This window comes from Burkholderia stagnalis (assembly GCF_039848545.1).
GTDB classification, from domain to species: Bacteria; Pseudomonadota; Gammaproteobacteria; order Burkholderiales; family Burkholderiaceae; genus Burkholderia; species Burkholderia stagnalis.
Genome location: NZ_CP156686.1, coordinates 2832661 through 2853077 on the forward strand (window position 1 = coordinate 2832661; position 20417 = coordinate 2853077).

The 20417-nt window shown below is 67.2% G+C and carries 20 protein-coding genes and 1 pseudogene; 14 read left to right on the top strand and 7 right to left on the bottom strand.

Annotation, left to right across the window (positions count from 1 at the left end; translation table 11 throughout):
• The first annotated feature begins 185 nt into the window (after window positions 1-185).
• Window positions 186-476 (top strand): hypothetical protein, encoded by a 291-nt coding sequence (locus ABFO07_RS29380; protein ID WP_196482050.1) that lies wholly within the window; start codon window positions 186-188, stop codon window positions 474-476.
• 13 nt (window positions 477-489) lie between these two features.
• Window positions 490-612: pseudogene (locus ABFO07_RS29385) on the top strand (IS481 family transposase); the annotation flags it as partial.
• Here the strand turns inward: ABFO07_RS29385 and ABFO07_RS29390 are convergent.
• The gene (locus ABFO07_RS29390; RefSeq protein ID WP_059959782.1) at window positions 609-1472 is read right to left on the bottom strand and encodes a LysR family transcriptional regulator; all 864 of its coding nucleotides are present in this window, start codon (window positions 1470-1472) and stop codon (window positions 609-611) included. The pseudogene ABFO07_RS29385 and the gene ABFO07_RS29390 sit on opposite strands and share 4 nt — an antisense overlap.
• A gap of 316 nt (window positions 1473-1788) precedes the next feature.
• Between ABFO07_RS29390 and ABFO07_RS29395 the strand changes: the two genes are divergently transcribed.
• Window positions 1789-2574, top strand: coding sequence for an ABC transporter substrate-binding protein (locus tag ABFO07_RS29395; RefSeq protein WP_059907737.1), 786 nt, complete (start codon window positions 1789-1791; stop codon window positions 2572-2574).
• A gap of 59 nt (window positions 2575-2633) precedes the next feature.
• Window positions 2634-3485, top strand: a complete 852-nt coding sequence (locus ABFO07_RS29400; protein WP_059879204.1) for a phytanoyl-CoA dioxygenase family protein — start codon at window positions 2634-2636, stop codon at window positions 3483-3485.
• Window positions 3486-3582: 97 nt separating this feature from the next.
• Here ABFO07_RS29400 and hutC read toward each other — a convergent pair whose 3' ends face one another.
• On the bottom strand, window positions 3583-4320 hold the full coding sequence (gene hutC / locus ABFO07_RS29405; protein WP_059996545.1) for a histidine utilization repressor: 738 nt from the start codon (window positions 4318-4320) through the stop codon (window positions 3583-3585).
• 31 nt (window positions 4321-4351) lie between these two features.
• Window positions 4352-4894, bottom strand: a complete 543-nt coding sequence (locus ABFO07_RS29410; RefSeq protein WP_059565055.1) for a helix-turn-helix domain-containing protein — start codon at window positions 4892-4894, stop codon at window positions 4352-4354.
• A 146-nt stretch (window positions 4895-5040) separates the two neighbouring features.
• On the opposite strand from ABFO07_RS29410, the gene ABFO07_RS29415 reads away from it, so the two are divergent.
• The 3 genes from ABFO07_RS29415 to ABFO07_RS29425 are packed head-to-tail and all read left to right on the top strand — an operon-like array spanning window position 5041 to window position 7459.
• Window positions 5041-5823, top strand: coding sequence for an aldolase (locus ABFO07_RS29415; RefSeq protein ID WP_059879208.1), 783 nt, complete (start codon window positions 5041-5043; stop codon window positions 5821-5823).
• A gap of 50 nt (window positions 5824-5873) precedes the next feature.
• Window positions 5874-6758, top strand: a complete 885-nt coding sequence (locus ABFO07_RS29420) for a dihydrodipicolinate synthase family protein (protein WP_060017834.1) — start codon at window positions 5874-5876, stop codon at window positions 6756-6758.
• A complete protein-coding gene (locus tag ABFO07_RS29425) occupies window positions 6755-7459 on the top strand; it encodes an MOSC domain-containing protein (protein WP_060148827.1) in 705 nt (234 codons plus the stop codon). Before ABFO07_RS29420 ends, ABFO07_RS29425 begins: the two co-directional genes overlap by 4 nt.
• Before the next feature lie 18 nt (window positions 7460-7477).
• On the opposite strand, the gene ABFO07_RS29430 is transcribed toward ABFO07_RS29425, so the two are convergent.
• Entirely contained in the window at window positions 7478-8245 is a 768-nt protein-coding gene (locus ABFO07_RS29430) for an SDR family oxidoreductase (RefSeq protein ID WP_060148828.1), read from the bottom strand.
• A gap of 203 nt (window positions 8246-8448) precedes the next feature.
• Complete coding sequence (locus ABFO07_RS29435; RefSeq protein ID WP_059801188.1) at window positions 8449-9306, bottom strand: class I SAM-dependent methyltransferase; 858 nt, start codon at window positions 9304-9306, stop codon at window positions 8449-8451.
• A 473-nt stretch (window positions 9307-9779) separates the two neighbouring features.
• On the opposite strand from ABFO07_RS29435, the gene ABFO07_RS29440 reads away from it, so the two are divergent.
• A complete protein-coding gene (locus tag ABFO07_RS29440) occupies window positions 9780-10487 on the top strand; it encodes a YceH family protein (protein ID WP_059801190.1) in 708 nt (235 codons plus the stop codon).
• 77 nt (window positions 10488-10564) lie between these two features.
• Here the strand turns inward: ABFO07_RS29440 and ABFO07_RS29445 are convergent, their stop codons facing one another.
• Together ABFO07_RS29445 and ABFO07_RS29450 are read right to left on the bottom strand one after the other, a co-directional pair.
• Window positions 10565-10750, bottom strand: coding sequence for a hypothetical protein (locus ABFO07_RS29445; RefSeq protein WP_059907732.1), 186 nt, complete (start codon window positions 10748-10750; stop codon window positions 10565-10567).
• Window positions 10747-11301, bottom strand: coding sequence for a hypothetical protein (locus ABFO07_RS29450; RefSeq protein ID WP_347469174.1), 555 nt, complete (start codon window positions 11299-11301; stop codon window positions 10747-10749). The genes ABFO07_RS29445 and ABFO07_RS29450 overlap by 4 nt, the downstream gene beginning before the upstream one ends.
• Window positions 11302-11666: 365 nt before the next feature.
• Between ABFO07_RS29450 and ABFO07_RS29455 the strand changes: the two genes are divergently transcribed.
• From ABFO07_RS29455 to ABFO07_RS29480, 6 genes are all read left to right on the top strand, one after another.
• On the top strand, window positions 11667-12983 hold the full coding sequence (locus ABFO07_RS29455) for a lipase family protein (RefSeq protein ID WP_347469175.1): 1317 nt from the start codon (window positions 11667-11669) through the stop codon (window positions 12981-12983).
• 224 nt (window positions 12984-13207) lie between these two features.
• Entirely contained in the window at window positions 13208-14338 is a 1131-nt protein-coding gene (locus tag ABFO07_RS29460) for a 3-deoxy-7-phosphoheptulonate synthase (RefSeq protein ID WP_059801196.1), read from the top strand.
• A 750-nt stretch (window positions 14339-15088) separates the two neighbouring features.
• On the top strand, window positions 15089-15874 hold the full coding sequence (locus tag ABFO07_RS29465; RefSeq protein ID WP_347469178.1) for a fimbrial protein: 786 nt from the start codon (window positions 15089-15091) through the stop codon (window positions 15872-15874).
• A gap of 2 nt (window positions 15875-15876) precedes the next feature.
• Window positions 15877-16377 (top strand): cable pilus major pilin CblA, encoded by a 501-nt coding sequence (gene cblA / locus ABFO07_RS29470; RefSeq protein WP_059879233.1) that lies wholly within the window; start codon window positions 15877-15879, stop codon window positions 16375-16377.
• 74 nt (window positions 16378-16451) lie between these two features.
• Window positions 16452-19160: a cable pilus usher protein CblC gene (gene cblC, locus ABFO07_RS29475; protein ID WP_347469180.1), complete on the top strand. Its 2709-nt coding sequence runs from the start codon at window positions 16452-16454 to the stop codon at window positions 19158-19160.
• A complete protein-coding gene (locus tag ABFO07_RS29480; protein ID WP_330995004.1) occupies window positions 19157-20392 on the top strand; it encodes a CfaE/CblD family pilus tip adhesin in 1236 nt (411 codons plus the stop codon). Before cblC ends, ABFO07_RS29480 begins: the two co-directional genes overlap by 4 nt.
• Window positions 20393-20417: the final 25 nt, after the last annotated feature.

Sequence of the window (20417 nt, forward strand, 5' to 3'; positions counted from 1 at the left end):
AGGAATGGCCGCATGGGCGTCCGGGGCCGCCGGGTAACAACGTGTAAAGTCTGTTGCCGTGTAAATCCTGGACGGCCGGCGGCGCGCGGGGCGGCACATCGGCAAGAATTTCCGGGCATGTCCGGGTGGCGGCGATCGCATCGCGAAATCGGATGCGCGGCATCGCAACATTGGATTGGCCGCGCGTGATCGGCCAGGAACGCTACGGGCTTGCAGCGGGCTGTGACGCGACCTTCGTTGCGCTGCGCGCGCCGAACGCGGTGGCGGTGGCGGCGGCGGTGGCGGCAGCGGCGGCGGCGGTGGCGGTGGCGGTGGCGGTGGCGGTGGCGGCGGCGGTGGCGGCGGCGGCGGCGGCAGCAGCAGCAGCGGCAGCGGCAGCAGCGGACGCGAGCGCGCCGGCGGAACGCCGGGTCGTGCGGCGCGGAGAAAGCGACGCGGGCGCGCAGTTCACGCCGGGGCTGCGGTTCGCGCGATGAGGCGGCGCTTCGCGCGGCCTTGCCTGCATGGATTCACTTCTACAACTGGCACCGCCCTCACCACGGCATCGGCTGCCAACCTCCCGTGTCCCGAATCCCCACGCCGCGAAACAACCTCTTGACTCTCCACACCTAGCGCCGCTCGCGCTCCAGCATCGCGGCGAGCGCCTTGGTCAGCTCGACGACCATCGGGTCGGCGGTGGGCCGATGCAGGATCGCGATGTCCATGTTCTCGATCGGCGCGAAGCCCTGCTTCGCGGTCAGCACGACGTGTTCGGCCGTGACCGCGCGCGCGGGCAGCACGCTGATGCCGAGCCCGTCGGCGACCGCGGCCTGGATGCCGCTCAGGCTCGACGTCGAGAAGCTGATCCGCCAGCGGCGGCCGCGTTCCTCGATCGCCTTGATCATGTCGTCGCGATACAGCCCGCGCGGCGGAAACGTGACGATCGGCACCGGGTCGAGGTCGATCGACGGATGCTTCGCGCTGTCGATCCATTTCAGTTTCTCGGGCCAGCGCACGACCGCTTCGCGGCTGTCGCGTCGCTGCTTGATCAGCACGAGATCGAGATCGCCGCGGTCGTACGCGGCGCTGACGTCGCGGCTCAGCCCGCAGGTCACTTCCAGCTTCACCTGCGGATGCTGGCGCTTGAACGCGGCGAGCGCATGCGTCGTGCGGCCCGCCGCGAAATCGTCGGGCACGCCGAGCCGGATCGTCACCGCGACGGTCGCGCCCGACAGCGCCTCGAGCATCTCGTCGTTGAGCGCGAGCATCCGGCGCGCATAGCTGAGCAGCGTGACGCCAGCGTCGGTCGGCCGCACGTCGCGCGTGCCGCGGTCGAGCAGCCGGTGCCCCGCGATCTCCTCCAGCCGCCGGACCTTCTGGCTGACCGTCGACTGCGTCGAATGGAGCCGCGCGGACGCGGTCGTGAAGCTGCCGCAATCGGCGACCATCACGATCGCCCGCAGCAGGTCGAGGTCGAACAGGGGTCTATTCATTTTTTGCACTTCAGTGAAGTGGAGTATTTCGTTTTCCAATGCGTGCGACGACTTTTAGCATGCCGTGGGCAGAGGGTGCTGCACATCTGTCGTTTGCTGTATAGGCTGCAATCGAGTCATCTCGTGAACAAGGCTGCGTTCACTGGCCGAGCAGAACGTAAATTCGCCGCTTGCGCTCGAAAATTGAGCAGTCTAGACTGCATCGCAGTTCCACCGAAGTCCCCGTCGTTCGCGCCCCGCGCCGGCCCGCCGTCGCGCCGCTTCAACCGGACGCCCGGGCGGCCGCCCGCTGCGTCGAGATTCAGGAGGATCTGCCATGAACCGGACCGCAAGGCTTCTCGTCACCGCGCTGGCGTTCGCGCCGCTCATGTCGTTCGCCCAGGACGCGGCGACGATCCGCTGGGGCATCGATCCCACCTATCCGCCGTTCGAGTCGAAGCAGCCGGACGGTTCGCTGGCCGGCTTCGACATCGACCTGCGCAATGCGATCTGCGAGCAGCTGCGCGCGAAATGCGTGTGGGTCGAGCAGGGCTTCGACGGCATCATTCCCGCGCTGCGCGCGCGCAAGTTCGACGTGATCATGTCCGCGATGACGGCCACCGACGAGCGGCTCAAGCAGATCGATTTCACCGGCAAGCTGTACGCGTCGCCGGCCGCGCTGGTCGCGCCGGCCGGCTCGAAGCTGCTGCCGAGTGCGGCGTCGCTCGCCGGCAAGCGGGTCGGCATCGACCAGGGCACGACGCAGGAGGCGTATGCGAAGGCCGAATGGGCACCGAAGGGCGTGACGATCGTGTCGTACCAGAACCAGGACCAGGTGTATCAGGATCTGGTGAACGGCCGCCTCGACGCGACCTTCCAGGACAAGACGCAGGCCGGCTATTCGTTCCTCAAGACGCCGCGCGGCAAGGGCTTCGCGTTCGCGGGCCCCGACGTGACGGACGTGCGCATCACCGGCTACGGCGTCGCGATGGGGCTGCGCAAGGGCGACGCCGAGCTGAAGCAGCGCCTCGACGCGGCGATCGTCGCGATTCGCGCGAACGGCACGTACCAGAAGATCGCCGCGAAGTATTTCGACTTCGACATCTACGGCGCGAAACCGTGACAGCGGCCGCGATGCGCCCCTTCAACCCATCCGTGATTCACCCGACCGACAGGCAAGCCATGACCACGAGTATTCGAGACCGCGTCGCGCACGCGGTCACGCCCGAGCTGATCGACGCGTTCCGCACGGACGGCGCGGTTTGCATCAAGGGCATCTTTTCGCCGGACGAGATTGCGACGCTCAAGGCCGGCATCGACGACAACCTCGCGCGCCCGAGCGCGCGCGCCAAAGTCGCGAGCCGGCCCGACGATCCCGGCTGGTTCTTCGAGGATTTCTGCAACTGGCAGCACAACGACGCGTACCGCGATTTCATCGCGCGCTCGCCGGCGCCGTCCGTCGCGGCGGCGCTGATGGGCGGCGACACCGTGCGGCTGCATCACGACCACCTGCTCGTCAAGGAGCCCGGCACGCGGCAGCGCACGCCGTGGCACCAGGATCAGCCGTACTACAACATCGAAGGCGACGACAACGTCAGCATGTGGATTCCGGTCGACCCGGTGCCGCTCGAATCGACGCTGGAATTCGTCGCCGGCTCGCACCGCGGGCCGTGGCTGATGCCGCGCACGTTCATGGACAAGGAGGCGAAGTGGTTTCCGGAAGGCAGCCTCGCGGACCTGCCCGACATCGAAGCGGATCGCGCCGCGTTCCCGCTGCGCCACTGGGCGCTGGAGCCGGGCGACATGGTGTGCTTCCGGATGCTCACGCTGCATGCGTCGGGCGGCACGCAGAACCGCCGGCGCGCGTTCTCGATCCGCTTCATCGGCGACGACATCCGCCATGCGCCGCGGCGCTGGAAGACGTCGCCGGATTTCCCCGGGCTCGCGGACACGCTCGCGGACGGCGCGCCGATGGCGCATCCGCTGTTCCCGGTGGTGTGGTCGCGCGACGCGGGGCAGGTGGCGGCGATCTGATCCGCCGGCGCGGTGCGCAAACGCAGCGGCGCCTGTTCCGAGCTGGAGCAGGCGCTGTTTTGTCGCACGGGCCGAACGGCGCGCGCGGGGAGGCCGATCAGGCCTGCTTGTGCCCCGCGCCCGGCTTGAAGCGCGAGCCGAGCCGGTAGCGATTGCCCGGGTGCAGGAAGTGCACGAGCGTGACGGGCAGGCCGTCGGTCCAGGTGCGGCGCGTGAGCGTCAGGCACGGCTCGCCGGTGCGCATGTCGAGCAGCTGCGCCTGTTCCTGCGTCGGCAGCGACGCGTCGACCACATGCTCGATTTCCAGTTCGTAGTGCGACACGTTGTTGTACAGGTACTCGGACGGCGGCTCGTGCTCGAAATCCTGGTCGATGAAGCCGGGCGCGGCGGCGGGGTTCACGTAGCGATCCTCGAGCTGGATCGGCCGGCCGTTTTCCTCGTGCACGCAGATCACGTGGAACACGGGCGCGTTGACCGGCACGCCGAACGCGGCCGCGACGTCGAACGACGCGGGCTCGCGCGCGCGGCTGAGCACGCGGCAGCGGTATTCATGGCCGCGTGCGCGGATCTCGTCGCGGATGTGCGCGATCATCAGCAGGTTCGACTGCGGCTTGTCCTCGGCGACGAAGGTGCCGACGCCCGCGATGCGCTTAAGCGCCCCTTCGTCGGTCAGCTCGCGCAGCGCGCGGTTCACCGTCATGCGCGCGACGCCGAACTGCGCGGCGAGTTCGAGCTCGGACGGGATGCGATCCCCCGGATGCCAGTCGCCGGACGCAATGTTCCGGCGCACACGCGACTTGATTTGCTGGAACGGCGCGGCGGTCTTCTTGACCATCGGGAGTCCTTGGGCGGGAGAAGCGACGATTCTAGTCTTCGTGACTCACGATGACCAGAATCTCCGCCTGCGTTGCGCCGAGGCTTCGCGTGCGGTGCGGAATCAGCGCATTGAAGTAGACCGAGTCGCCCACCTTGAGCTGCAGCGTCTCGTTCGGGAACTCGATTTCGACACGCCCCTTGTGCACGAACAGGAATTCCTCGCCGTCATGCTCGCGGGACGTCGACGCGGCGAATTCGTGAGGCGGACGGACGATGAACGGCAGCATCTTCTTCGGCGCGACGCCGGCCGCGATGCTTTCGAACGCGTGCGCATGCCCGGCGGACCTGCCGCCCGGCGCGGCGCGCTCGTCCGCGCGCGTCACCGTGATCAGCTCGCGATTGTGGCGTTCCGAGAACAGTTGCTCGACATCGACGTTCAACGCCTTCGACAGCTTCAGCGCAACGGCGATCGACGGCACGCTCAAGCCGCGCTCGACCTTCGACAGATAGCTCTTGGTGAGGCCGGTCTCATCGGCCAGCACATCGAGCGTCCAGCCCTTTTGCTTTCTCAGCAGCTTCAGGCGAATCGTCATGGGCACAGGTTTCTTTTAAAAAACCGATTGTAACGCATGACACAATGTGTCATATAATCCACTCCGTGTTGCCGAGCGCATGCGCGAAACGCAACGCGCAAACGGATGCGCATGACGGCGCACGTCGTTTCGATTGAGGAGGCCATATGGCAGAAACATTGCAGTTGCCGAAGGCGGCGCTCGTTGCGCTCGCCGAGCGGCGTCTCGAGAACGAGATTGGCGAGAGCGGCTGGACCGTGCGGCAGAAGCTTGCGCTCACGTGCCGGATCCTGTTCGACGCGGGCCACGATTCCGGCCTGGCCGGACAGATCACCTGCCGCGCGGATGAAGCCGGCACCTACTATACGCAGCGGCTGGGGCTCGGTTTCGACGAGATATCGGCCGCGAACCTGCTGCGGGTGAACGAGGATCTCGAGGTCGTCGACGGCGAAGGCATTCCGAACCCGGCCAACCGGTTTCATACGTGGATCTATCGCCAGCGCCCCGACGTGAACTGCATCATCCATACGCATCCGACGCATGTCGCGGCGCTGTCGATGCTCGAGCAGCCGCTCGTCGTATCGCACATGGATACGTGCCCGCTCTACGACGATTGCGCGTTCCTGAAAGACTGGCCCGGCGTGCCCGTCGGCAACGAGGAAGGCGAAATCATTTCGAAGGCGCTCGGCGACAAGCGGTCGATTCTGCTGTCGCACCACGGCCAGCTCGTGGTCGGCACGACGATCGAGGAAGCCTGCGTGCTCGCGTTGCTGATCGAACGGGCCGCGAAGCTGCAATTGCTCGCGATGTCGGCCGGCACGATTCGGCCGGTTCCGCCGGCGCTGGCGCGGGAAGCGCACGACTGGATCTCGAAGCCGAAGCGCGATGCCGTGACGTTCGACTATTACGCCCGCCGCGCGCTTCGCACGCATCCCGATTGCGTCGCCTGAACCGTCGCCGCAAGCGATCCGCATTGGTTTTTAATTCTGGAGTACAAATCGTGTCAATCCTTCTGCAAGGCATCATTGCCTACCCGGTTACCCCTTTTTCCGCCGACGGCGGCGTCGACCTGAAAGCGCTTGAAGCGCTGATCGAGCGTCTGATCGCCGATGGCGTTCACGGCATCGCGCCGCTCGGCAGCACGGGCGAGAGCGCGTACCTGTCCGACGCCGAATGGGACGCAGTCGCCGACGCGTCGATTCGTGCGGTTCGCAAACGTGTGCCGACGGTCGTCGGCATCTCCGACCTGACCACCGCAGGCGCGGTGCGCCGCGCCCGCTTTGCCGAGCAGGCCGGCGCCGATGCGGTGATGGTGCTGCCGGTGTCGTACTGGAAACTGAGCAACGACGAGATCGTCGGCCACTATCGCGCGATCGGCGATGCAATCGGCATTCCGGTCATGCTCTACAACAACCCGGCGACGAGCGGCGTCGACATGTCGCCCGAGCTGATCGCCACGATCTGCCGCACCGTCGACAACGTCACGATGGTCAAGGAGAGCACGGGCGACATCATGCGGATGCACCGACTTGCGCAATTGAGCGACGGGGCGATTCCGTTTTACAACGGCAGCAACCCGATGGCGCTCGCCGCACTGGCGGCGGGCGCGGCCGGGTGGTGCACGGCCGCGCCGAACCTGAACGCGCGCCTGCCGCTTGCGCTGGTTGAGGCCGTTCGGGCGGGCAACCTGGCGCAGGCGCGCGAGGTCTTCCACGCGCAGTTGCCGCTGCTGCAATTCGTCGTCAGCGGCGGCCTGCCGGTTACCGTCAAGGCCGGATTGCGCCTGCGCGGCTTCGACGCAGGCGAACCGAGAAAGCCGTTGCTGCCGCTTGGCGAGGACAGGACGCGCGAACTCGCGCGCCTGCTCGCTGCGCTGCCGGCGTGAGCCGCGACGTGCATCCGGCGATCGGGGCGGGCATCGGGGCCGTGCTCGTCGGGGCGAGCCGGCCGCTGGCCGGTACGCCCCACGCGAGCGCGATCGCCAAGCGGCCTGCCCCGGCGCGCCTGTGGCTGGGCGCGCTCGGCTTCGCGGGCGACGAGCAGGCGGACCGCCGGCATCATGGCGGCGCCGACAAGGCGGTCCATCACTACGCGTTCGACCATTATGCGTGGTGGTCCATGCAGATCGGCGCGCGCGACGTGCTCGCGCAACCGGGGGCATTCGGCGAGAACCTGTCGACGTCGGGCATGACCGAGCGCGACGTCTGCATCGGCGACGTCTTCACGTTGGGCGGCGCCGTGCTTCAGCTATCGCAGTCCCGGCAACCCTGCTGGAAGCTCAATGCGCGTTTCGAGCATCCGCGGATGGCCGCGCTCGTGCAGCAAAGCGGACGGACCGGATGGTATTACCGTGTGCTGGAGGAAGGGTGGGTGGAGCCGGGCGCGGTGCTGGCGCTGCATGCGCGGCCCCATCCGGAATGGCCGCTGTCGGCGGTGCTCGACGTGTTGTACCGGCGCACGCTCGACACGGCGGCGCTCGACGCGCTGGGCGGCATCGAGACGCTGCCGCCCGGCTGGCGCAAGATGCTCGAGCGGCGCCGCACGGAACGAACGGTCGAAGACTGGACGAAGCGGCTCGAAGGGTGATGGGCGGCAGCGCGCGGCTTATCCGGCCGCCAGCTCCCGCACGTCCGCCGTCGGCGCGCTGCCGAACGCATCGCTCAGCGCGTAGTCGATCAGCTGCCGCGCGGCCGCTTCCGGCGTCGCGAGCGCGCCGGTCGATTTCAGCTGCTCGAACTTCTCGCGCATCGGGAAGTGCTCCGTGCCGGTCGCGCGGATCGTCGCCTGCATGCCCGTATCCACGACGCCGGGCGCGACGCTGCAGATGCGCAGCCCGCGCGTGCCGTCGAGCGCGACGGCGCGCGCGTGATGGTCGAGCGCGGCCTTGGTCGCGCAGTAGATGCTCCAGCCCGCGTACGCGTTGCGCGCCGCGCCGCTTGACAGGTGCACGATGCGGCGCTCGGTGGTGTCGGCGCCGAGCTTCGCGAGCGCGCTCGACAGCATCAGCGGCGTCGCGACGCTCAGGCCGACCGCGCGCGCGATTGCGGCCGGATCCTGCGCATCGAGCGGGCCGATCGGCTCGACGGTGCCCGCGTTGTTGAACAGCAGCACCGTGGACGCGCCGTCGACGAAGCGGCCCAGTGCGTCGCCGGCGAGCCAGGCTTCGAGTTGCGCCGGGTTCGACAGGTCGAGTTCGACTTCGGCGAAGCGCTCGCCGGCCGGCGAGCCGAGCGACGGATGACGGCTGCGCGACAGCCCGAGCACGGCGATGCCCCGCTGCAGCAGTTGCGCGGCGAGCGCGGCGCCGAGGCCGCGCGTGTGGCCGGTGACGATTGCGCGAACGGTCGTGGAAGAAGCGGACGAATTGGCCATGTCGATGAAAAGCGGATGGGGGTTGAACGAGGCAGGGTGCGCCGCGGCGCGGAAGGCGGTGCGGGCGGCGATGGCGTGATGGACGATCGATCGCGGCGGCGGGCCGCCGCAAGCGGCTGCCGCGACGCGTCGTGACGATCCCGGCGAAGCCGTATCGTAGCGCCGGCGCCCGCCGCGCGCAAACGCGGGCGCCGGTGCGCGGCTTAGACGGTCGCGACGAGGAACACTTCGCCGTCGATCGGCCGGAACGCGTCGCTTCGTCCGCTGAAATAGCGCTGCTCGAGATCGGCCGGCATCACGCAATGCGCGTCGCGGAAACCCGCTTCGCGCGCGAGCGCGACGAACTGTTCCGGGCTGAAGAGGCTCACGAACGGCGTGCCGGCTTCGCGTGCGCGATCGATGACGGCCTGATACACCGGACGATCCTCCGGCTCGACGAGTTCGACGGGCAGCAGGAACGTCATCGCGAGCGTCGTGCCGCGCGCGAGCGACGCGATCTGCCGCAGCGTCGCCTTGATCGCGTCGAGGCTCAGGTACATCGTCACGCCGGTGGACGCGACGACCGCCGGCCGGTCGGTCGCGAAACCCGCCGCCACCAGCTTGTCGAACCACGAATCGCTGGCCTCGAAATCGACCGGCACGAGATGCAGCCAATCCGGCACGCCGAAGCCGAGCGAGATCAGGCGCTGCCGCTTCCAGGCCTGCGGGCCCGGCTGGTCCACCTCGAACACCCGCAGGCTCGACGCGAGGCCCGGCCGGCGCTGCGCAAAGGTGTCGAGCCCCGCGCCGAGCAGCACGTACTGCGCGACGCCATGTTCGGCGCGCTCGGCGACCAGATCCTCGATGAAGCGCGCACGGCCGATCACCGATGCGCGAAAGCCGCGCGTGCCCTGCGGGTGCATGTCGGGACGATCGCGCCAGTCGTCGTCCGGCGCGATCAATTGCAGGCCGATGTCGTCCTCGAGCACGTACGGCGGCGCATCGACCTCCGTGTGCATGGCCCGCCACAGTGCGACGCGCAATGCGGTGCTTTCCGGTGCGACGGACTGCTTGTCTGGCATAACGTTCTCCTGTCAGGTGGCGAATGATCAACGTGCGCACAGAGTGTAGTCACCGTGCGCGGCGCTTCCAAGCTGGCAGAACTGTGCGCTCGACAGGTGCGGCAAATTCGACAGGTGAAACAAACGCGGCGACTGCGGCGAATCCTGCGCATGCCGGGATCGCGAAAGACACGATGCGCGCAATAATCGCCGCGATTGCGATTGCGATTGCGATTGCGACTGCGACTGCGACTGCGACTGCGGTGACTGCGGCGGCTGGGCGACTGCAGCGATTGGGACGAGTGCGATGCATCGCAGGCTTCGCGTGGTCATTACGCGTCGGGTACCGGCCGGCCGCCGAGGCGCCGACGTAACGCGACATGCGACCGCACGCCCCGGCGGCGCGGCACCGGCTATCATATGGCTCGCCCGCCCGGCGCGCTGCCGGGCGGCGATCCGCTTCCCTTTCACCCGCAGCACGCCGCGACGCCACCATGAACACCACTCCGGATACCCCTACGCCCCGCCCCTTGCGCGAGCTGACGCAGCTCGAAGCGCGCATTCTCGGCGTGCTGGTCGAGAAACAGCACACGGTGCCGGACACGTACCCGCTGTCGCTGAACGCGCTCACCGCCGGCTGCAACCAGAAGACCGCGCGCGCACCGGTGATGAACGTGACCGAAGCCGAGGTGACGACCGCGATCGACGGGCTGAAGCATCTGAGCCTCGTGATGGAAGGCAGCAGCAGCCGCGTGCCGCGCTTCGAACACAACGTGAACCGCGTGCTCGGCATTCCGAGCCAGGCCGTCGCGCTGCTGACGATCCTGCTGCTGCGCGGCCCGCAGACGGCCGCCGAACTGCGCCTGAACACCGCGCGCCTGCATGGCTTCGCGGATATCTCGTCGGTCGAGGCGTTCCTGGAGGAGCTGGCGACGCGCGAGCCTTCGCTCGTCGTGAAGCTGCCGCGTGCGGCCGGCGCGCGGGAGAACCGCTGGACGCACCTGATGTGCGGCGAGGTGAGCGTGAGCGACTTCGCGGCGCAGGAGGCGGGCGGGGCCGATTCGGTGCCGCCGTCCGAGTTCGAGGCGCTGAAGGCCGAGCAGAAGCGCCTCGCGGACGAAGTCGCGCGGTTGCAGTCGCTCGTCGAGCGGATGGCGGCGGAACTGGGGATCGAAGTCGATCCGCCGGGCGGCGCTTCCTGACACCGTGCCGGCGACGCTTCATGGCAGCTTGACGCCCGGCACGAGATAGCGCGATCCGCCCGGTTTCAGGATCGGCGTCAGCGCTGCAAACGGCGCATCGAGCTGCGGCCCGAAATCGTGCCGTCCGCCGCCGGCCGGCTGTCGAGTTCCATCACGACTTCGCCAGCGCCTTGCAGCGTGCCCTGGTAGACGATGCGCGGCGCGGCATCCGCGACGCCTGCGTGCAGCGCGAACAACAGCGCAATCGGAACCGGTAGTTTCATGCGACGACGATCCGCGTCGCGCCCGCATCGACGAGCCGGAACAGCAGATCCTCGACGGCCGTCTCGGGCGCCGAACCGAGATCCGCGTTGACGCGCCACCCCTGTTCGGTGCGCGCCGGTTCGGACAGGTAGTGGACGATGCCGTGCAGGCCGTCCTCGCCCGGCGCGTTTTCGTCGTCGGCGTCGAACCACGCGAAGAACCAGGCCTTGAATGCGTCGATCGCCGCGCGTTCGTCGAGGCCGTCGGCTTCGATCGCGGCCCAGTCCCACACGAACGGGCGGATCGACACGGCAGCCGTATCGAGCTCGAACGCGAACGGCTCGAATTCCAGTTGCGTGACCGAATCGATCATCCCGGGCCGGCCCGCCGATTCGCCTTCGGCCGGAATGATGTCGGCCCGGCACGGCAGCGCCAGCGGCCCTTCGGTGGCAAGCGTGCCGTCGGCCTGCCGGTAGGCCGGTTCGACGTAAGCGGCCGGTTGCGCGGCCGCTTTCGCGAGCAGGTCGGCATAGGGTTGGCGGATGGCGCGGAGCAGTTCGGATACGGTCATCGTGGCATGTCGGATGGGTCGGCGGGCCGGCACCCGCGCGACCGCATCGAACGACGGCGCGCCGCGGTACCGGGCAGCCGTGATCGTACGGCACTTCGGCCGCGCGTGGGCAGTCGGCCGAACGGCCAGGGCGTTCGCATGGCCTCGCGAGTCGTGAGACACCCGGGATCGTTTCAAAAAGGCGTTTGATGCCGGCCGTCGTTTCGCCGACCTGTCGACTCGAATCATTGCCCCGGTATTTAGACGTTTCCCTTCAAACAACCGAAAACGCCCTCCGCCGCGCGCCTGTTGTGCTTCAATTCATCCGGTTTGCACTCCTACTAAAACGACGCATCGCGAACGAACTCACACAAGGACGACCTCCGATGTCCTCCAGACGTTTGATGACTGTTGCGGCCGCCGTGTCCATGCTGCTGGCCGTTGCCGCATCGCCGGCCAGCGCCGGCGCGCCGGCCGAGCCCGATTCGTTCTACACCTATACCGGCACCACGCCGCTTGCATCGATCCCGCCGGGCACGGTGCTCAAGACGCGAAACGTCACCTATCACGTGGCCGGCATCCCGACCGCGCTGACCGCGCAGCAATTGCTGTATCGCACCAACAACGCGCGCAACCAGCCCGTCGTCAACGTGACGTCGGTCATCCGCAGCCCGGCCGGCAACGGCCGCGCCATCTCGTACCAGTCGGCCTACGATTCGTTGAACCCTTACGACGAGCCGTCGCGGGTGATCGCCGGGGATCGGGACATCACGAAGGTCACCAACGCGGGGACACTGCTCTACAGTGCGGAATCCATCCCGCTGTCGACGCTGCTGCTGCTCGGCTACAACATCATCGTGCCCGATACGGAAGGCCAGACGGCGGATTTCGCCGCCGGTCCCGAATACGGCATGACGACCCTCGATTCGATTCGCGCGGCGCTCAATACGCCGTCGACCGGGCTGGCCCCGTCCAGCAAGGTGGCGATGATCGGCTATTCCGGCGGCGCGATCGCGACGAACTGGGCCGCGCAACTGGCGCCGAGCTACGCGCCGGACGTCAACCGGCAACTCGTCGGCGCGGCGGAAGGGGGCGTGCTGGTCGACCCCGCCCACAACCTGCGCTACGTCAACGGCAGCATCGTCTGGGGCGGCGTCGCCGCGGCTGCGCTCGCCGGGCTGTCGCGCGGCTACGACTTCGACCTGACGCCTTATCTCAGCGACACCGGCGTCGCCGTATTCAAGGACATTCAGAACCAGTCGCTGGCCTACATCCTGCCGCGGTACTCGGGATTGCATTGGGGAACGCTGTTCAAGCCGCAATACGCGAACGACATCAACAGCATTCCGGCGTATGTGACGTATGCGAACAAGGTGAATGCCGGGCTGGCCGCGTCGCCGACGATCCCGATGTTTATCGGCCAGGGAACGGCAGGCGTGCTGGACGGCACGTTCAGCAGCCAGGTGGGCGACGGCGTGATGCTGGCCTACGACGTGCGCGCGCTGGCGCAGAAGTTCTGCGCGAGCGGCGTGCCGGTGGTGTACACCGAGTATCCGCTTGAACACGCCGGGGCCATCGTGCCGTGGGTGGCCGGGATGCTGCCGTGGCTCTACGACCGCTTCGGCGGGAAGGCCGCGCCGAGCAACTGCGCGCTGGTTGCGCTCCTGCCGAGCAATTCGCTGGCGCCGGAGACGCAGCACTAGGCGCGGCAATGGTCGCCAACGCGTGATTCATCGCGCGCTGTCTTGTTTGTGTATTCGACAGGCTGACGGGCGATCCCGGGTGGATCGCCCGTCCCGCATTCCGCCCCCGCCGCCGTCTCTGCGCTGCGCCCTTCCGCCGCCCCGCCCGCGATCGCTGCCGCCCCGCCCGAGTGCCATAATCGAGGCTGCTGACCATTCCAGAAGACGTCCCCCGGAGAATTTCCATGCAGAACCTCGACAATCCCTCACACGATCGCGAGGTAGGCGTCGCCGACGCGACGCAAGACACCACGCGCATCGACGACGTCCGCATCGGCGCCGTGCGCCCGCTGATTTCCCCGGCGCTGCTGCAGGACGAACTGCCGGTGCCGCTCGCCACGCAGACGCTCGTCGAGGACACCCGCAAGGCGATCGGCGACATCCTGCATGGCCGCGACGACCGGCTGCTGATCGTCGTCGGCCCGTGCTCGATTCACGATCACGGCCAGGCGATCGAGTACGCGCACCGCCTGAAGGCCGCCGCCGACGCGCTGAAGGACGACCTGCTGATCACGATGCGCGTCTATTTCGAGAAGCCGCGCACGACGGTGGGCTGGAAAGGCTACATCAACGATCCGCGGCTCGACGGCAGCTTCCGCATCAACGAGGGGTTGCGCGCCGCGCGGCAACTGCTGCTGGACGTCAACGCGCTCGGCCTGCCGGCCGCGACCGAATTCCTCGACCTGCTGAGCCCGCAGTACATCGCCGACCTGATCGCATGGGGCGCGATCGGCGCGCGCACGACCGAGAGCCAGAGCCACCGGCAGCTCGCGTCGGGCCTGAGCTGCCCGATCGGCTTCAAGAACGGCACCGACGGCGGCGTGCAGGTTGCCTCCGACGCGATCGTCGCCGCGCGCGCGAGCCATGCGTTCATGGGGATGACGAAGATGGGCATGGCCGCGATCTTCGAGACGCGCGGCAACGACGACGCGCACGTGATCCTGCGCGGCGGCAAGACCGGCCCGAACTACGACGCCGCGCACGTCGAGGCGAGCTGCGCGGTGCTGCGCGCGGCCGGCTTGCGCGAGCAGGTGATGGTCGACTGCTCGCACGCGAACTCGAACAAGTCGCACGAGCGGCAGATCGATGTTGCGCAGGATCTCGCGCGGCAACTGTCGCAAGGCGAGCACCGGATCGTCGGCGTGATGGTCGAGAGCCATCTCGAGGCGGGCCGCCAGGATCTCAAGCCGGGCGTGCCGCTGAAGTACGGCGTGTCGATCACCGATGCGTGCCTGAGCTGGACGCAGACGGAGCCGGTGCTCGACGTGTTGGCGGAGGCGGTGCGGCATCGACGGGTGTATTCGCGCAACGCGTAACCCGATGGCGGCGGGGCCGGGAGGCCGGGCCCGTTGCCGAACGACAGGTTGCCGCTTTCTCGTGCGGCAAGACCCTTGAAGCTCGCGCCCTGGCCGATGGTCGGACTCGACCGCCGGTCGGCGCTGGCTCGTCCCCGTTCGCTTCCCGGGCGAAATGCCGGACATCTCCGGCCGGCAATACTTGAAACAACGGCTGCGTCGCGCGCGGCCGATGCCGAGCGACAATACACACAACTACAGGACGCGTCCTACGAATCCGCACGGGATTTCGCGCCACATGCCGCACGGCCTTGCACTCTGCACGATGTGCATGCGTTTCGGCGACTGCATCGTGTCGTGACTGACGGGCGTTCAGGCCTTTGCCGGCAGTAGCGTGACGGATCGACGCAGAAGTCGCCATTTTTAGGCCAAGTCTTATATTTCACCTCCCATCAATAGGACAGAATCCTATTTCCGCGTTGCGTCGCAATAGTCGGTGTGCCACACGCGGCACCCGATTCGCAACCATTGCCGAGCGCTTCCGCCGTCGCCTGAATGAACGGGTGGCCGCCTATGAAGGCGTTCTCCAGAAACTGCATCGAGCGGTATTGCCGGTATAGCCGACCGAGCCTTTTCGGGCATCCCCGCCGTTCATTCGGAGGATCGTCGGAACACGGCTTGAACGTGGACCGGGCTGCCCATCGATATGTGAATTGGATTTCTGATTAATAAGTCATGCAAATCGTCTTGCCAAAAAACAACCATCCGGGGATGACGTTGCTTGCCGCCATCGCGCTGTCTCTCGTCTCGTCGATCGTCCACGCGAACATGATCGTCTATCCGATGGCCGTCTCGATCGGCTCCGGCGGCGAATCGGCCGCGCAGCTGCGCGTCTACTCGAAATCCGAAGCGACGCAATACGTGAGGGCGATCGTGAAGCGCGTGATCGATCCGGCGACGGATCACGAGCGCGAGGAGAGCGGCATGCGCTCCGGCGACGACGCGGTCGTGATCTCTCCGGCCAAGTTCGCGTTGCCGGCCGGCGGCACGCGCCTCGTGCGCGTGATTCCGCTGAGCGCGCCGCAAAAGGAGGTGCTCTATCGCGTCTACCTGCAGCCCGCGGCGCCGCCGTCCGACGACGAACCCGGCACGAAGGACGGCGTAGCCGGCCAGGTCAAGTTCAGCCTCGTCTGGGCGCCGCTCGTCCGTGTGCTGCCGAAAGCGGCCATGGCCGATCTCGACGTGTCGGACGGCACGCTGACCAACACCGGCAACGTCCGGATCGGCTTGCTCGAGGCCGGCGCATGCGAGTCCGAGCGGGACGAGTCGTCATGCCGGTGGATGAAATTTGAACGCAGTGTCTACCCGGACCAGCCATTCAAGCTGGAGGGCCTGACTCCCGCGCGTTACGTGCGGATTCGATATCGCGTGGAGGGAATGGCGGATGTGCAGCAGAAGGTCGTGCCCGCGCATTCCACCGCCGCGATGAACGCGCCGAGCGCGCATAACGAGACCCGATCGGGTCACACCTTTGTCTCAACCAACCAGAAGGATTAACGATGCTGAAATACGTTCCGATCGCTGCCGCGGCCCTGATGTCGATGTCGGCGTATGCCGTGCAGAAGGACATCACCGTCACCGCCAACGTCGACACGACGCTCGAGATGCTGTCGGCCGACGGCTCGGCGCTGCCGACGACCATGCAGATGCAGTATCTGCCGGGCTCGGGTCTCCAGGCGACTGAAGTGAACACGAAGATCTTCACGAACGACAAGGCGAAGGATCTGCAGGTCCGCCTTGCGGCCGAGCCGGCGCTGAAGAACCAGACGAGCCCGGGCGCCAAGGAGATTCCGCTGGCGGTCAAGCTGGGCACCACCGCGCTGAGCACGACGGCGACGACGCTGAAGGCGTCGGAGATCTTCACCGGCGAACTGGCGCAGGGCTCGAACGTGCTGCCGCTGTCGATCGCACAGAAGACGGCTGGAGCCATCACGGCTGCCGGCAGCTATCAAGGTCTCGTCAGCGTGATCGTCACGCAGAGCGCGGCATCGGGCAGCTAACGCCCACCGCTGCATCGACGGGCGCGCCTTGAAGGGCGCGCCCGGCTTTTTCGTGTCACTTCTTCCGTTCCCGCATGATTCCATTCGATCTCAAGAAGACCGTCGTCGCGTGCCTGAGCGCTGTGTGTGTGATGGATCTCGCGTCCGTCGCACACGCCGCTTCGGCCGTACCGCCGGGTTTCGAGGACATCGTGGCGGGGCACGACGAGCGTGTCGACATCACGTTTCTCGGCAAGTCGCTCGGGTTGTTTCGCGTCTTCGTGACGCCGGAAGCCGTGCGTTTCGAGGATCCCGCGCGCCTGCTGCGGGCGCTCGCCGAGCAAATCGCTCCGGCGGCGGACGTGTCGGCGATCGGCGACGCGCTGTCGAAGCCGATGGCGCGCAACGGCAACCTTGCCTGCGCCGGGCAGGCTGGCGTGAACGGCTGCGGATATGTCGAGACCGACAGTGCGGCCGTGATCTACGATGAAAGCGAAGGCAGCATCGAGCTGTTCCTGTCGCACGACTGGCTGAGCACGGAGAAGCGCGACCAGCGTTTTCGCGAGCCGTCGTCGATGACGGAAAACGCGCTGATTCACCAGCAGACGATCAACCTGTCGGGCGGCCGAGGCTACAAGAGCCTGGCCGTGTCGGGCACGGGCGCACTCGGCATCACGCCAAGCAGCTTCATCGGCGGTAACTGGAGCTTTACCCACACGAGCTATTCGCGGGCAGCGGACAGCCACGTCCAGCTTCAGGACCTCTATTACCGCCACGACATCGGCTCGCAGCATTACGCGCAGGCCGGCCGCATGGACAACCGCAACCTCGCGAGCGCGCTCGGCGGCAACTTCGGGTTCTCGATGCTGCCGGTCGGCACGCTCGATGGCGTGCGCGTCGGCACGACGCTGGCCTATGTGAATCCCGAAGTCGCGACGCAAGGCACGCCGGTCACGCTGCTGTTGCCGCGCGATTCGCGTATCGACGCGTATCGCGGCAGCGAGCTGCTGGGCACGTTCTACATGAAGGCCGGCGTCAATTCGCTCGATACGTCGCGCTTTCCCGAAGGCACGTATCCGCTGTTGCTGCGCATTTTCGAGAACGGCGTCCAGGTGCGCACGCAGACGACGCCGTTCACGAAGACAGGCGGCGGCGTCAATTCGCGCACGCGGCAATGGTTCGCGCAGGCCGGCCGCGCGGCCGACCAGGGCGCGCCGGACGGGGTGGCCGCGGCGGCCGGCGTGCGCATTCCGCTGTTGCGCGAGATGGCGCTGACGAGCGGCGTCGCGAGCGTGGGCCGGCATGTCTTCAACGAGACGGCGCTCGAATGGCGCCATGCATTTCCGCTGGGCGTGCTGTCTGCCGGCGGGGCGTTTTTCATCGGCAACGACGGTTCTCGCGGCAATACGCAACAGATCTCGTTCGCCGACGGCGTGTCGTGGAGCGTCTATCGCTACCAGATGCGCGGCGGCGCGTGCAGCGCTCCGGCGGTGTCGTATCGCGACATCGGCTGCTACGACATGCTGAACGCGACCGTGTCGTTCCCGATCGGGAACTGGTCGGCGATGCTCGGGTACACGTACAACAAGAGCGTCGGCCGCTCGCGGGACTGGCGCGACAACGCGCCCGACCGCCCCTGGGCGCCGCCCGTCGCGCGTCAGCGCGACCAGGTGTCGCGCGCGTTTCAGGTGTCGCTGTCGCGCTCCGTGACGTGGCGCAAGGTCAGCGCGAACCTGCGCGTCGGCGCGTACGCGAATCGCAGCGCCGACGTTGGCGCCGGCAACGAGTATGGCGGCTACGTCGGCGTGACGCTGTCGATGGCCGAACCCGCGGTGCGCGCCGGGCACGCATCCGCCTACACGTCGGCGGGCGTCGACGTCCGCACCGATCGCAGCAGCACGACGACGAACTACACGCTCGACCGCAACTGGAACTGGCAGGGCGACACCTACCGGGAACTCGCGCTCGGGTTGTCGGGCTACGGCACCGACAGCCTGACGGGCACCGTGCAGGGCCGCTGGAACGGGCGCTACGGTGACGTCACCACGTCGGTGGCAAACAGCTACAGCCGCGACAGCGGCGGCAACAATCCGTCGGTGACGGCGAGTTACTCGTCGTCGTTCGCCGTGGCGCGGCAGGGCGTGTTCCTCGGCGCGTCCGCATCGCAGTCGGATCCGCTCGCGGGCTTCGCGGTGCGGGTCGGCAAGCGCGGCGATGCGAGCGGCATGGCGGCCGAGGTGAGCAGCGCATCGAGCACGCGGATCAAGGTCGGATTCGGACAGCGCGCGCTGCTGCCGGTCACCGCGTTCACGCCAGTGACGACCGAAGTGAGCGACGCGGGCGCGCGCGCGTCCGTGGGCGCGACGAGCGTGACCGAGGGGCTCGGCAAGCACACGCTGTTCATGGTGCCGGGGCAGCTCGCGCTGCGCAACGTCGATGCGAAGGTGACGTACACCTATGTCGGGCAGGCTTTCACGGCGAGCGGCATGCCGCTGTCGGACAGCGTGATCCTCAACGGCTCGATGCCGTCGCTCGACGCCGAAGGCGGCTTCATTGCCGAGCTGGACAACAAGGAAAGCGAACTGTTCGTCGTGGATGGCCCGTCGCTGATGCGTTGCCCGCTGCACGTCAAGCGCCGGCAGGACGTGCTCATGGTGGTCGGCAAGGTGCGTTGCGACGTGGCCGGGCCGGACGCGCTGCCGGAGGCGCTGCGCAAGCACGCGCGCGTGCAGAAACTGCTGCAGCAGCGGTACGTGATGTCGATGCGGCAGCAGGCAACGGACGTGACCAAGACGGCGCAATGACGCGCACGCACGGGCGCCGCGAGGTGCCGCTCGTCATTTCGAGTACACAAGGAAAAGCCATTCATATGCTTCAGATCAGTCGAATTCGCCGTCGGGCAATCGTCCTGGCGGTCGCGTTGAGCGCGATCGCGCTTGATGCGTCGGCGGCCTCCCAGCAGCCGGCCAACCGCAACGATACCGTGGAAGCCACGCTGGATCGTGGCGCGCCGACGGCGGACGTCATGGTATTCAACAGCGCGTCGGGCGGCTATGACACGGCGGATTTCAAGAAATGGGGGCGAAATTCGTGGACGTGCGAATCGGCCACCTCCACGACGACAGGTGCGTGCCCGACCGAGCCGGTATGGATCGCGTCGGGCAATTCGACCAAGATCGCGCTTTCGTTCAAGGAGGAAAAGACCGGCGCCACGGCCGTGCTGAATCTTCAAGGAGAAAGTGCATACAGTCGCCACCTCGATTGCGACGGCAACGCCATTTCGGAAGGCTTATCGGCCGGGCGAACGCCAATCGAGATGGCGCAGTCCGCTACCGTGGCAAATTGCAGCACCGTAGGCTGGGATGGGCGAAATCTCTTCGTCAAGATCCCCGCCACGGAGCTGAAGAATCTCCCGTCGGGCGGAACCTGGAAGGCGAATCTGCGGCTGAACCTGAGGCAATGGGACGTCGGGGGAACCAACCCGAAGATCGCCACTTTCATGGCGTCAATCAAGCTGGATGTCACCGACAAGAACAACATCCAGGTTTATCTGCCGGAATTCACGAGCGCGACGCCCACGGTCGACCTCAAGCTGAAGATGCTGCCGAACGGCAGCCGGATGTCGGGCACGTCGAACGTCGACATGTGCCTGTACGACGGCTACAACGCGCAGAGTACGTGGTTCGACGTGTCGGCGAGCGACGGCCTGTTGATCGACCGGCGCGACAAAGGCAGCTATTCGGTGCTGCTCGACAAGGACAAGAGCGGCGCCTACGCATCGCGCATCGACTACAACGCGAGCCTCACGTATGCGGGCAAGAAGATCGCGCTGCCGAACGGCGAGACCGTGCGGCTTCAGGGCGTGAACAACAGCACGGGCCGCTCGGTATCGCTGCCGGGCATTTCGGTGCCGGTCATCTGCACGCCGACGCCGCTGACGCTGGTCACGCCGGAAGTCCAGTCGGCCTTCAAGCGTCCGGGCAAATACAGCAACAAGCTGACGATCACGTTTACGCCGTCGTCGGCGAGCCTGTAGCGCGCGGCAGCCCGTGAAGTCGATC